At 59.2% G+C, this 13,299-nt stretch carries 13 protein-coding genes and 1 riboswitch; all 13 genes read right to left on the bottom strand.

Annotation, left to right across the window (positions count from 1 at the left end; genetic code table 11):
* Window positions 1-135: 135 nt before the first annotated feature.
* A complete protein-coding gene (locus ACFQUU_RS05590) occupies window positions 136-1,578 on the bottom strand; it encodes a cobyric acid synthase (protein ID WP_382243874.1) in 1,443 nt (480 codons plus the stop codon).
* Complete coding sequence (locus tag ACFQUU_RS05595; RefSeq protein WP_382243877.1) at window positions 1,575-2,372, bottom strand: cobalamin-binding protein; 798 nt, start codon at window positions 2,370-2,372, stop codon at window positions 1,575-1,577. The genes ACFQUU_RS05590 and ACFQUU_RS05595 overlap by 4 nt, the downstream gene beginning before the upstream one ends.
* Window positions 2,369-3,289 carry a cobalamin-binding protein gene (locus ACFQUU_RS05600; RefSeq protein ID WP_382243880.1) on the bottom strand — a complete coding sequence of 307 codons (921 nt, stop codon included), beginning with the start codon at window positions 3,287-3,289 and terminating at the stop codon, window positions 2,369-2,371. The genes ACFQUU_RS05595 and ACFQUU_RS05600 overlap by 4 nt, the downstream gene beginning before the upstream one ends.
* A complete protein-coding gene (gene cobD / locus ACFQUU_RS05605; RefSeq protein WP_382243883.1) occupies window positions 3,289-4,278 on the bottom strand; it encodes a threonine-phosphate decarboxylase CobD in 990 nt (329 codons plus the stop codon). The genes ACFQUU_RS05600 and cobD overlap by 1 nt, the downstream gene beginning before the upstream one ends.
* Window positions 4,271-5,227, bottom strand: a complete 957-nt coding sequence (cbiB, locus tag ACFQUU_RS05610; RefSeq protein ID WP_382243886.1) for an adenosylcobinamide-phosphate synthase CbiB — start codon at window positions 5,225-5,227, stop codon at window positions 4,271-4,273. Before cbiB ends, cobD begins: the two co-directional genes overlap by 8 nt.
* A complete protein-coding gene (gene cobU, locus ACFQUU_RS05615) occupies window positions 5,221-5,778 on the bottom strand; it encodes a bifunctional adenosylcobinamide kinase/adenosylcobinamide-phosphate guanylyltransferase (RefSeq protein ID WP_382243889.1) in 558 nt (185 codons plus the stop codon). Before cobU ends, cbiB begins: the two co-directional genes overlap by 7 nt.
* A complete protein-coding gene (locus ACFQUU_RS05620) occupies window positions 5,775-7,082 on the bottom strand; it encodes a cobyrinate a,c-diamide synthase (protein ID WP_382243892.1) in 1,308 nt (435 codons plus the stop codon). Before ACFQUU_RS05620 ends, cobU begins: the two co-directional genes overlap by 4 nt.
* A 25-nt stretch (window positions 7,083-7,107) precedes the next feature.
* Window positions 7,108-7,713: a cob(I)yrinic acid a,c-diamide adenosyltransferase gene (gene cobO, locus ACFQUU_RS05625; RefSeq protein ID WP_382243895.1), complete on the bottom strand. Its 606-nt coding sequence runs from the start codon at window positions 7,711-7,713 to the stop codon at window positions 7,108-7,110.
* Window positions 7,706-8,482 (bottom strand): ABC transporter ATP-binding protein, encoded by a 777-nt coding sequence (locus ACFQUU_RS05630; RefSeq protein WP_382243898.1) that lies wholly within the window; start codon window positions 8,480-8,482, stop codon window positions 7,706-7,708. The genes cobO and ACFQUU_RS05630 overlap by 8 nt, the downstream gene beginning before the upstream one ends.
* Window positions 8,483-8,487: 5 nt before the next feature.
* On the bottom strand, window positions 8,488-9,459 hold the full coding sequence (locus ACFQUU_RS05635) for a FecCD family ABC transporter permease (RefSeq protein WP_382244575.1): 972 nt from the start codon (window positions 9,457-9,459) through the stop codon (window positions 8,488-8,490).
* A gap of 80 nt (window positions 9,460-9,539) precedes the next feature.
* The gene (locus ACFQUU_RS05640) at window positions 9,540-11,408 is read right to left on the bottom strand and encodes a TonB-dependent receptor domain-containing protein (RefSeq protein ID WP_382243901.1); all 1,869 of its coding nucleotides are present in this window, start codon (window positions 11,406-11,408) and stop codon (window positions 9,540-9,542) included.
* Between the two features lie 158 nt (window positions 11,409-11,566).
* A riboswitch (cobalamin riboswitch) is annotated at window positions 11,567-11,804 on the bottom strand.
* 121 nt (window positions 11,805-11,925) lie between these two features.
* The gene (locus tag ACFQUU_RS05645; RefSeq protein WP_382243904.1) at window positions 11,926-12,483 is read right to left on the bottom strand and encodes a histidine phosphatase family protein; all 558 of its coding nucleotides are present in this window, start codon (window positions 12,481-12,483) and stop codon (window positions 11,926-11,928) included.
* A gap of 2 nt (window positions 12,484-12,485) precedes the next feature.
* Window positions 12,486-13,295: an adenosylcobinamide-GDP ribazoletransferase gene (locus ACFQUU_RS05650; RefSeq protein WP_382243907.1), complete on the bottom strand. Its 810-nt coding sequence runs from the start codon at window positions 13,293-13,295 to the stop codon at window positions 12,486-12,488.
* Window positions 13,296-13,299: the final 4 nt, after the last annotated feature.

The following is a 13,299-nucleotide window of genomic DNA, read 5'->3' on the forward strand; positions in this document are numbered from 1 at the left end:
GCGATGTCCGGCAAAATTAGAGCGCTGAATTAAACTTCTGACGGACTCCTATTGGCCGAACTCGGAAGTCCGGCTAATCTCAAGGCGAGATGAAATCGGACACGAGTTAGCACTTCGAGCTTGGTTTATTACATCTCAGCGATATCTCTTCAGTGCCTGATACAAGGACTCAGCCGCATCCGCAATTCGGTCGATACTTGCTTCCCTCAATGATGCAAGGTCTACAGGTTTGACGTCTTTCAGCCCTGCCCACTCCAGCAAAGCGCGCATCGCCTCTGGTGCATCAAAAACGCCATGCAGGTAGGTGCCGAGAATCAGATCATCGTCCGAACGTGCACCTTCTGCACGGTCAGCAATCTGGAAAGCTGGCCGTTCCGTGGCCGGGCCACTGGATTGTCCCATGTGGATTTCGTAGCCGGTCACCAAGGCATCGGCGAATGCGCAGCGTCCCTCCACGCGCGCCAGGCGCTTGGCCTGCGTCATTTCGGTATCAACATCCAGCAATCCAAGCCCTTGCGTCACGCCAGGCGTACCTTCGACGCCATGCGGATCGGACACAGAGCGTCCAAGCATTTGATATCCACCGCAAATGCCGATCACCTTGCCACCGTAACGCACATGCTTGCGTATGGCTTCATCCCAACCGTTACGTAACAACCATTCCAGATCGGCGCGCGTGCTCTTGCTTCCGGGAAGAACGATCAGGTCTGCCGAAGGAATCGACTGGCCGGGCCCAATGAAGCGCAGATCGATGTCCGGTTGCGCACGCAAGGCATCGAAGTCCGTGTGGTTACTGATGCGCGGCAGTACGGGTACGACGACACGGAAACTGCCCTGCTCGTTTTGTTCCGGCTTGACCGCATCTTCTGCATCGAGAAACAATCCGTGCAGATAAGGAAGCACGGCAAGAACAGGTTTGCCGGTCTGCTGCTCCAGCCAGTCGAGGCCGGGTTGCAGCAAGCTGATATCGCCACGGAAACGATTGATCACGAAGCCGACGATGCGCGCCCGCTCACTTTCGGACAGGCAGGACAACGTACCGACGATATGCGCGAACACGCCGCCGCGGTCGATATCGGCGACCAGGATCACAGGACAGTCGACCGCTTCCGCGAAACCCATGTTGGCGATGTCGCGGTCGCGCAGATTGATTTCCGCCGGACTGCCGGCGCCTTCCACCATGACAACCTGATACTGAGAACTCAACCGGCGGTGGGACTCAAGTACCGCACCCATGGCCACTGTTTTGTACTGATGGTAATCGCGTGCGTTCATATCGGCGCGCACGTGTCCGTGGATAATGACCTGCGCCCCGGTATCGCTCGACGGCTTGAGAAGTACCGGGTTCATATCGGTGTGCGGCTGCAATCCGGCCGCCTGCGCCTGCAAGGCCTGCGCACGCCCGATTTCACCGCCATCCGTTGTCACAGCGCTGTTGAGCGCCATGTTCTGCGGCTTGAAGGGAACGACCTGGATACCATCGCGCGCGAGCAGGCGGCACAACGCGGCGACAACGGTACTCTTGCCGGCGTCGGAGGTCGTGCCCTGCACCATCAGGGTGGAGAAGGGAAAGTTCATGATTGTTGTTGATGCCAGCGGCGAATGATGTCGGCCAGTTGCGGCAAGCCTTCCGTGATGGCGGACGGTCCGGGCGACAGGATATCGGCGGATTTGATTTCGAGGACCATGCCGTTGCGGACCGCCGGGATGACATCCCATCCTTCACGCCCGCACACGGTTTCGGCACGGAACTTCTTTCCGCACCAGGAGCCGACGATGATGTCGGGAGCACGTCGTATCACTTCAGCCGGATCGGCGATGATGCGTTCCTTTGCGCTCGAATGTGCGGCGAGATCGGCAAAGACGTCATCCCCGCCGGCGAGCGTAATCATTTCGGATACCCAGCCGATGCCGCTGATGAGTGGATCGTTCCACTCTTCGAAATAGACACGAGGGCGCAAGGGTTCTGCGTGGACTTGCTTTGTGACCGAGGCGATCGCAGTCTGTAACTCGGCGATAAGTTGTTCGCCCGCGTCCGTGCGATCGACCAGCTTGGCCAATACCCGCACCATGCGGAGAATGCCGGCGATATCGCGCTGGTTGAACAGATGCACCTCAATTCCCGCTGCGGCAAGGTCACGGCAGATATCCGCCTGCATGTTGGAAAACCCGATGACCAGATCCGGTTCCACGGCCAGTATGCGTTCTATACGCGACGAGGAAAATCCGCTGATTTTTGGTTTCTCGCTGCGGGCGCGTGCAGGACGTACCGTAAATCCCGAAATTCCGACAATCAGGTCTTCCGCACCAAGCGCGTAGAGAGTTTCGACCGCCTCGGTGCTAAGACATGCAATACGCTGATAGCAGTTCATGAACCGTCTCCCCGGCGGCCTCTTGCAAGTTCGAGACGCGCGCACAGTTCACTCGCACCGGCGATGATGCGCGGTCCGGAACGATTGATCAGGTTGCCGTCAATGGCAAACAGGTTGCCGCGCTTGACCGCCAGCATGGATGGATACTGTTTCCAGATCTCGATGCCGCTGACAGCCTGGTCGTTCCTGTCGCCGCTGACGATCACTTCCGGGTTTTCCTTGACCACGGCTTCCTGGGTAATGCTTGGTGCAGTCATCGACAGGGATGCGAAAATGTTTTCGCCGCCGCAAACCCGGATCGCGTCGGTGATGATGTGCCGCTCATTGAGCGTGTACAGCGGCTTGTCCCATACCTGGTAAAACACGCGGACCTGGGGCCGGTTGCGATATTTTGAGACAAGAGTGTCGAGTTGCCTGCGCAGTTCGCCTGCTCTTTGCTGTGCCTGCTGTTCGGTGCCCATGAGTCGACCGAGTCGCATCACTGACTCCGGAATGTCCTCCAGCTTGTTGGGGTCGCTATAAAACAGTGGAATACCGAGGCGTCTGAGCTGATCCATCTGGCGTGACGATGCATTGTGACGCCAGACCACCAGCAGATCGGGTTTCAGCGACAGCAGGTGTTCGATATCCACGGAGCGGTTGTCGCCGACGCGCGGAATATTTTTCGCGGCAGGCGGATAGTCACTGTAGTTGACGGTCCCGACGATGCGTTCCGCACCGCCGGCGGCGAACAGCATTTCCGTTACATGAGGCGAAAGAGAGATCACACGCCGCGCCGGTTGCGCGAGTGTCACCATGTCACCTGCATCGTCGCGCATGTTGATCGCAGCCCAGGCAGGAAGAATTTGCGCACTCAGTAGTGCAGCCAATCCTAGCCATATTTTTATCCGGACCCGTGTGCGTTCTACTCCGATCATCAGCTTTTCCTTTTCCAGTCATCCAGGCTTGCGGTCAGGCGGTGCCATCCTGCTTCGTCGCCGGGCAATCCCAACCGGATACCATGCGCCTGATGGACAAACAACCGCACCCAGATACCGCGTTCCGCCATGTGATGTGCAAACTCTTCCGCATGCTTCTCGGGCCACCACTGGAACAGTGCGGTACCGCTCGAGGCGACTGCATACTCCGATAACAGGCCACGCAAGCGATCGCCATCGCGGCGCAGCCTGGCATGCATTTCTCTTTGCCACGTGATGTCGGACAATGCAGCGGTGCCGATCTGTTGCGCCGGACCGCTGACCGACCATGGACCGATCCACTCGGCGAGCTGGTCCAGCATGTTCTGCTCAGCAGCGACAAAGCCAAGTCGCAGTCCTGCAAGGCCAAAGAATTTTCCGACCGAGCGCAGCACAATCAATCCCGGCCGATCAGTCCAGTGTGCAACACTCATCTCCGGCACGGTATCGCCGAATGCTTCGTCGACCACCAGCCAGCCACCGCGTGCCGCCAGTCGTTCCGCCCACTCCAGAAGGATTTCAGGGGCAATCATGGCCCCAGTCGGATTGTTGGGATTGACTACAACCACGACATCGGCATCGTCGACGTGCTCCGCCAACCGGTTGTAGTCTACCTCCCGAACCACGTGTCCAGCCTGTTGCCAGCGGTGCGCATGCTCGGCATAAGAAGGTGCGGAAATGATGACGCTCGTCTTGTCGCGCAATCTTGGCAAGGCCTGTATCGCAGCCTGCGTTCCTGCCACCGGCATCATTCGTGGGGCGCCGTAATAGGCTTGCGCCGCTTCGACCAAAGCGCGGTCGGGTTGTGGAAGCCGGTGCCATGCATTTGGTGCGGTCGCAGGAATCGGATAGAACACCGGATTGATGCCCGTGGACAGATCGAGCCAGTCGGCTTCGGGCCGACCGAAGCGCGCAGCCGCGTCGCGCAGGTTACCGCCATGTTCAAGCATGGATCATCCTCTCGATCACAAATGCCAACACACCGGCTGCAATAAGCCACAGAAGGGTCGTACGTGCCACCAACTGCCAAGCACGGACGATGTCTACTCCTTCTGCTTCGCGCCCGATGCCCAGGGGTGGCCGCGTTTCGACGATGCCGTCGTACTCAGCAGTGCCGCCCAAGGCCACCCCGAGTGAACCGGCGCCAGCCGACATCACGGGTCCGGCATTCGGACTTGGCCATGCCGCGGCCTGCGTCATCCAGCATTCGCGTGCGCGTCGGGTATCGCCAAGCACGCCATACGACAACGCGGTCAGCCGCGCGGGAATCCAGTTGAGCACGTCGTCGGTACGTGCGGCCATCCAGCCAAACGCGAGGAATCGGGCATTGCGGTATCCCCACATCGCATCGAGCGTATTGGCAAGTCGAAACAGCAATGCGCCCGGTCCACCCGCAACCGCAAACCAGAACAGGGTGCCGAAGACCGCATCGTTGCCGTTTTCCAGTGTTGACTCGACCGCGGCCTTGGCGAGGTCGCTCCTACTGGCGCGCCCGGTATCGCGGCTGACAATACGCGATGTGAGCTGGCGTGCTGCGGCAAGGTCGCCGCTTGCCAACGCCTCTGCGATGGGCATGATGTGATCGCGAAGGCTGCGCAGGCCGATGCAAAAATAAAGCAGGATGACGTGCAGTGCTGTGGCAAATATCCAATGCAGTTGTGCGGCAAAGTGGATGATCACACTCGACAACGCCACCAGCGGTACCACGGCAAGAATCCAGCCGGCGATGCCGCGCAGGGTCACACCGTTTCCACGGTTCAGCAAACCTTCGATCTTGCCCGCGAGCTTGCCGAAGCCAACCAGGGGATGAAAACGGCCCGCCTCACCCAGCAGCCAGTCTAGCAGCACGCCTGCTGCCATCATGATGGCAATCCACAAGGGCGAGATGCCAGTCAGCATGGCTGTCCCTTGAGCATGATCGGCAAGCCGGCCACGACAAATACAGCGCGATCGCAGAGCGCGGCTACCGCTTGGTTCAGGCGCCCTGCTTCGTCGACAAACCAGCGTGAAATCGCACCTTGCGGCACCACGCCCATGCCAACTTCATTAGTCACCAGTATCACGTCTCCGCTTGCATTGGCAATCGCGTCAAGCAGGGATTGCCGCTCGATAGTAAATGCCGTGGGCGGAACGATCGGGCCAACGTCGGGATAATCATTTTGCCCGGAGAAAAGCAGATTGGATAACCACACCGTAAGGCAATCGACCAGGATCACCGTGTCCGGCCTGCTCCATTGTGTGATCGCCGTGCCCAGGACGAGCGGCTCTTCCATCGTCTCCCACGCCGTATCACGTCGCTGGCGATGGTGGGCGATACGGCTGGCCATTTCAGCATCGCCGGCTTGCGCGGTAGCGATGTAGATCATCCGCTTTCCACTTGCTGTTGCCAGCGCCTCAGCATGTGCGCTTTTCCCCGAACGGGCGCCGCCAATCACAAGTGTTGCCGTCATGGTGCCGCCGTTTGAAGAAAGAGACTTTCCACTGCCCGAGGACATGACGGGAAATATGCATGGAAATACGACGCGGTGAGCGAACCGACGCGATATATCGCTTCACCCTCGATATTCATCGGGTGCTTGATGGTGTGAGCCATCGGCTGCAACGTCGACTCCATGTGCGAATAATGGAAAGCATGGCCGCGCAATTCTCCCTGGCCAGTTCTCCAGGCTTGTGGACCGAGTGCGGCAAGCCGCTTTTGCATGCTGACTTTTCCGGGCAGGACGCCGGCCATTGGCCAGGTCGTACCCTCCAGGTCCACAAGTTGATTGGTGAGCGCCATCATGCCGCCGCATTCAGCAACGATGGGCAGATCGGCGGCATGGACATTACGGATCGATGCCTGCCATTGGTCGGCCTGTGACAGGGTCCGCGCATGCAGTTCGGGATAACCGCCCGGCAGATATACCGCGTCGGCATCCGCCGGGACGACGTCATTTGCCAGCGGTGAGAAATACAGGCATTCAGCGCCGAGCGCGTGCAGGCAATCGATGTTGGCCGGGTAAAGGAATGCAAATGCCGCGTCACGCGCGATTGCAATTTTTCTTCCTTTGAGCGTCGGCTCGATCGGCACATCGCTGGCGGGATCATTCAGGATAATCTCCGGCATCGCCTCCCAGGCCGCCTGATCAAGGTCCAGCTGGTCGGCGAGATGGTCGAGCAAGGTGTCGAGATTGCCAATTTCGTCTGCCTGTACAAGACCTAGATGCCTTTCAGGTAAGGACTGTTCCTGACGCGCCAGGGTGCCCAGCAAGGGAATGTCGCGCATGGCGTCGGCAACCATTTGCGCGTGCCTTGCGCTGGCGACGCGATTGGCGAGCACACCGGCCAGTTGGACCGGACCATAGTCGCGCAAACCACGAGCAACAGCCCCCGCCGTTTGGGCCATGGCCGACGCGTCGAGCACCGCCATGACGGGCACACCAAAGGCGTTGGCAAGGTCAGCCGATGATGGGGTGCCGTCGTACAAGCCCATTACGCCTTCGATCAGGATGACGTCGGCGTCTGCCGCCGCCTGCGCAAGCAAATGACGGCAGCGGTTTTCGCCGACCATCCACAGGTCGAGCGAATGCACCGGGCTCCCAGCGGCACGCTGCAACATCATCGGATCAAGAAAGTCGGGACCGGTCTTGAACACCCTTACCCGCTTGCCTTGGCGTTTCAGCTTGCGCGCGAGCGCGGCGGTCACGGTGGTCTTGCCCTGTCCGGACGACATGGCCGAGACAAGAAGGATACGTGCCGATGCAGCGTGCTTCATAGGCTTACCTTCATAGGTTTACCATTTACCATTCAACGCCGGGCTGGGCGGCAATGCCCGCGGCGAATGCATGCTTGACCGGTTGCATCTCGGTCACGGTGTCCGCCACTTCAATCAGTTCTGGCGGCGCTGCTCGGCCCGTAACGACAACATGCTGCATGGGTGGTCGGGCCTGCAGATCAGCAATCACCCGCTGCACGTCGAGATACTTGTACTTGAGTGCGATGTTGAGTTCATCGAGGACAACGAAGCCGATTGCCGGGTCAGACAGGAAACTCTTGGCCTGTTCCCAGGCACGCTCGGCGGCGGCGATATCGCGCTCACGATTTTGCGTTTCCCAGGTATAGCCCTCGCCCATGGCATGAAAACTGACTTCATCGGGAAAGCGCTGCAGGAACAATTCTTCGCCGGTCGACTTCGCGCCCTTGATGAACTGGACCACGCCGACCTGCATGCCATGGCCCAATGCCCGGATCGCCATGCCGAAGGCGCTGGAGCTCTTGCCCTTGCCATTGCCGGTGTTCACCAGCAGTACGCCAGCATCGCGCTTGGCCGCTTCGATCTTCTGGTCGACCACTTCCTTCTTGCGCTGCATCCTGGCGCGGTGGCGTTCGTTGATATCGTCACTCATGGTACGACTCCTCTGCGGGAATAAAAATGGTTCGCTTGCCATGCCTGACAAGATCAATCGGATAACCGAGACAGCTGCTTAGCAGGTCCGCCGTCATCACTTCCTGCACCGGTCCGGCCTGCCACTCGCCATCACCCATCAATAGCAAGGCATGACTCGCGACGCTGTGCGCCAGATTGAGATCATGACTGACGAGGATGATGGATTTTTGCTCCGTACGGCACAGGCGTGCCAGCAATTCCATGACGCCGACCTGATGTGCGAGATCAAGTGCGCTTGCCGGTTCATCGAGCAACAGCAGTGGCGCTTCCTGCGCCAGCGTCGCGGCAATGGCAACTCGCTGGCGCTCGCCGCCGGATAGCGTACGGACGTCGCGCTCGGCCAGCTCGGCGACATCGAGCGCGCGCAAGGCGGCATGCGCAACACGGTAATCGTCCTCCGCATCCCAGTATCGATCGTCCTGGTAGGGATGGCGCGCGGCGAGTACGGTTTCAATCGCGCGATAACCGAAGGCATCGTTGCGGCCCTGCGCAAGGTAAGCCCGCTGCCGAGCAAGCGCGGTCAACGACCAGTCTGCGAGAGGACGTCCATCGATATGGATAGCGCCGCCGTCCGGTTGCCGCAAACCGACCAGGGTACGCAGCAGCGTACTTTTTCCTGCGCCATTACGTCCGATCACGCACCAGCTTTGTCCGGCTTCTACTTGCCAGTCCAATCCGGTGACCAGGACGCGGGAGCCGATACGCAGTGAAAGATTGATTGTCTGCATCCGCGCTATTTCCTGTAAAGCTGATGCAGCTGCACCAGAAACACCGGCACGCCGATCAGCGCGGTGATCACGCCGACAGGCAATTGTTGTGGCGCGATGATGGTGCGCGCAAGGGTGTCCGCGAGCACCAGGAAACTACCGCCGGCCAGTGTGGCGGCCGGCAGCAACAGACGGTGATCGGGGCCCCATGCAAAACGACAGGCATGAGGAACAATCAGACCGACAAACCCGATGCTGCCGGCGCTGCTTACCGCACTCGCCGTCAATAGGGCAGAACATAAAAAAAGGCCCTGCCGCAGTCTGGCAACCGAGATACCAAGCGTTGCAGCGGCTTCCGCATGCAAGGCCATCACGTTGATCGCGCGCGCCACCCGCACAGCGAACATCAGCGCTCCGCCCCAGATCAGCCATGGCAGCCAGCGCAAAGGTGTTGCCGACAGATCGCCTATCAGCCAGAACACCATGCCGCGCAAACGGTTATCCGGTGCAACCGACAGCATGAGCGTGATCAGTGCACTGCAACCTGCGGCGACAATCACCCCGGTCAACAGCAGCATCGGCGCGTTGCCGTCTCCACCGCCGCCGCGCAAATCCCGATACGCAAGCAGGAGCAGCAGAAACGCTACCGCTATGGCTCCGCCAAATGCGGCGACGTCCACTACCCAGGCTGCCGCCATGAAAAGGATGGCGGCGAGCGCGCCTACCGCAGCCCCTCCCGAGACGCCGAGGACATACGGGTCCGCCAAGGGGTTGCGTAGCAAGGCCTGCATCATCACGCCGGCCAGCGCAAGCGTCGCTCCTGTCACAAACGCCGACAGTGCACGCCCAAGCCGCAATTCCAGCAACGTCGCTGCGAGGCTTGCCGGCTGCCCTGACAGGATGTCCGCCAGTGCACCAAACAGTTCGGATGCCGACAAGGAGACGGAGCCGATGGCGCATGCAAACAGCACCGTGGCGCAGCCGATGGCGGCCAGCATCGCAAGGATGCCGACCGCTCTCCGGCGTTCCTGGAAAGAAGGTAATGAGACGACTGGGCTATGCACGTGCATTCCGAAAGTTAACGTATCCCGTAACGCACTCCGACGAAGACATTGGAGCCGGCAGTGTTGTAGTTTCTTGCCAGTTCATAATCCTTGTCGAACACGTTGTTCCAGCGCCCGAACAGTGACCAGTTGGGTGCGAAGTCGTAGGTCGCATACAGGTTGAATACGCCATAGCCGCCGAGGCGGTTACGGTTGTTGGTGTCATCGAAGCGCCTGCCGGAGAAAATCAGCTCGCCGCCAGCCGTTGCCTTGCCGACGCCATAGTCCAGCGCCAGCGTGCCATGCTTCTTCGCCCGGCGCGCAAGTTGTCGCCCGGTAGTTTCATCTTGCGGGTCTTGCAGGTCGAGCGAACCACGCAACTTGAAATCGCCCAATGCCTGCGTCATCCCCAAGGTCAATCCGGTCAGCAAGGCCTTGTTGACATTGTAGGAGCAGCCGAACGGGTGTGTTGCCTGTTCCACAGGGCAAACATTGGTATTCACCAGAAGGTCGCTCAGGCGATTACGGTAGTACACGGCACTGTATTGCGACTTACCGTCGTCGTAGTACAGACCCATTTCAGCATTGCGGCCCTTCTCCGGGCGGTTGGTAGCAATGCCAAAACCGGGAAAATACAGGTCATTGAAAGTAGGCGCACGGAAGCTGGTACCGGCACTGGCGCTGGCTCGCAAGGCATTGCTCAGCCGGTATCCATACGACAGATTGCCCGTCGTCCGCGATCCGAACTGTGAATTGTCGTCGTTGCGAATACTGGCTGCCGCCAGGTGCGCGCCACGTTTTAACTGGTAGGCAGCCGCCAGTGAATTGGTCGTGCGCGCACCGATAAGTTCAGTGGTCGTCGAATCGACTTCTTCACGACGGTGTTCAGCCAGCAGTTGCAGCACATCGGTGGTCGCGACCGAAATATTGTTCTGCCAGCTGACCTGAGTTTGTGTCGTGTCGAACAGTGTGCGGCCGGTACGCATGTCGGATACCGAGCGGTCCTGAGACTGTGCCACCTGGAGCTGGCTGTTCCAGTTTTGCGTAATCTGGTTCTTGCTGTAGACGCCGTAGGTAGCGAGTTTCTGTTTGCTGCGGTCGTCGAACGTTGCGCTGTTATCAAACTGGTTTTCAAGCTCGCTATGCAGGAACGTCAATCCCAGCTCATGTCCCTTGGTCAGTTGCATACTGAACTGTCCGCTGGCACTGTTATTGTCATAGCCGTCACGGTCCGGATTAAAACCAAATGCACCGCTCTTGGTTGATGAGAACCCGTCCGACTTTTCATGGGATGCGCGCAGCGCGTAGCGGAAGCCTTCTGTCGATCCCGATACGCCCGCTTCCAGGTTGTAGGTATGGTAGCTGCCGACGCCTGCGGACACCGTGGGGCTCGGCGGCCCGTCACCCTGCTTGGTAAAAATCTGGATAACGCCACCGACAGCATCCGCGCCATACATGGTGCTCAGTGGTCCGTAAACGATTTCGATACGATCAATCTGGGACAGCGGAATCGCCGACCAGGTTGCGCCGCCGCTGGTTGAAGAGCCAACCCGTACGCCGTCGACAAGAACAATATTCTGCTTGTTGTCGGTTCCACGCAAAAATACGGATGACGTGGCTCCTGGCCCTCCGTTGCGTACGATTTCCATGCCGCGCTGACGTTGCAGCAGATCGACCAGCGAGGTACGTCCGGACCTTGCAATGTCTTCGGAAGTAATGACCGCATGATCGCTCAATACTTCGGCGGCGATCTGTGGAGTTCTCGTTGCAGTGACGACGACCGATTCGAGTTTTTTTTCTTCGGCCAACGCGACGCTTGATACGGAAAAAGCTGCGCAGACGGCGAGCGCCATGGCCAACGGCTTTCCAGCTGCCGGAGAGGCCAGGGATACGAATGAATGCATGTTGTGATTCCAGTGAATAGACAACCGGCCTGCTTCCCCGCAGGCTGGATTGAAAGAAAGCATTCGAACTGGATGTCGATATCGAGAGAGCCCGGTTAGCCTGTCGCGCCTGAAACGCCTATGGCATTGCCGGTCTGCGTCGCGACGGTCCCCGTCCGCATGCTTCCACCTGTTCTGGCCGGTATCCGGGCTGGCAAGATGAACCGGTCGACCTTCCCATGCGGACTGCACAGTGGTACGAAGGACCGTCTGTCACACAGTCACCATTTCGGCTTCTGTAGTGACGCTTGCTTACCGTTGCGGGGGCAGCACACGTTGTGCTCGATCGAGCATCGTGTTTCCCGTTTAACTGCCTGCATGAATATGCGGGCGGGCACCAAAACCCCGCTATTGTAAAGCTTGCAGTAACGGGCGACAACAAGCGTAACGAAAATTGCACGATGCTCGTCTATAGGTAAGCAAAGGCTTATGCAGGTGATCCATGGTGATCAATCAGGCAACGTTTCGTCATTACCAATCAAGAACAAGGAAGAATAATCAGCTCTCCATAGCGAATGGTATGTCGGACCCCGCCAGCATGATGTGCAATGTCGCTCGGCAATGAATGCGAAGGGCATTGCTGTAAGAGCCGGATCGTTCCTGCGTGGCAAACGACAATCGCTTCGGCGACCCCACTGCCGCGCATATCGTCATAAAAGCCCCGCACACGCGTAGCGACGTCGAGTACGCTTTCGCCCCTGCCCGGCTGGTAATGCACCACATCAGCCGCCCACGCATCGATTTCGCTGCGCGGTATTTCCTCCCATGCGCGCATTTCCCAGTTTCCGAAATGCATCTCGGCAAGCCGGCTATCCTGTGACATTTCGGGAGCATCTACGGCTTCGGCAAGCGCTTCAGCCAGTACACGGCATCGTTGTAGCGGACTGCTAAAAATTGGCACACCACGCGGCAAGGCCGGCAGAAGCGCGTCCACCACGCGACGGTGCTCCTGCTCGCATACCCAAAGGTCGCTGCTGCCGTAGCAGGTCCCCATGTCGACTTCCGGCTTGCCGTGCCGAATGAGAAACAGGCGCATGGTCAGTGCACCATTGCCAGCAAGGCGAGATAACAGCTGATTTCGCTTACCTGCTGGACTGCACCGAGACAGTCGCCGGTGTAGCCACCAAGGCGGCGAGTAAATTTACGGGCGAGCCAAAACGTCGAAAGGACACATGCAGCGATTGCGGCGAGCAGGCTCTGCCACGGTACCCAGCCTAGCCCAAGCAATGCCAGCGCGGGCAGTAGCGCGGAGCTTGCCGCAATGAGGAATTCTTTGTTTGTCATGCGTTGTGCCAGCGGCTTGGCTTTGCCTTCGCTCTTCGCATACGCGAGCCGCCAGATCAGCGATGCCGCCGCCAGACGCGACAAGGGATGCGCGATCAGCAATGCGGCGAGCACCGACTGCGTCGGCAAATAAGTGAGCGTCACGCATTTCAGTGCGAGCAGCAATATGATGCCGATCGCACCGTACGCGCCGATGCGTGAATCCGTCATGATCTCCAGCACGCGCTGACGGGTCATGCCGCCACCCAGCCCATCGCAGGTGTCAGCAAATCCGTCTTCGTGGAATGCTCCGGTCAGATAGATCCCTGCGATGGTGGAAAGGAGCACTGCGACCGCAGGCGGCAGCAGCAAGCTGGCGAGCCAATACACAGCGGCAGTGACGGCGGCGACCACAATACCCACCGCCGGAAAATAGCGGCTGGCGTGATGCAGCCAGTCCGGCTCGAAACCTACCCAGCGCGGAATGGGCAGTCGGGTAAAAAACTGCAAGGCAATGAAGAACAACCTGACCTGATGCAGGCAGTTCTTTGCGATAGAAATAGCTGGCGTGCCGGAGGGCTGCATGGGG

It is taken from the genome of Herbaspirillum sp. GCM10030257, from assembly GCF_042666555.1.
GTDB lineage: Bacteria > Pseudomonadota > Gammaproteobacteria > Burkholderiales > Burkholderiaceae_D > Noviherbaspirillum.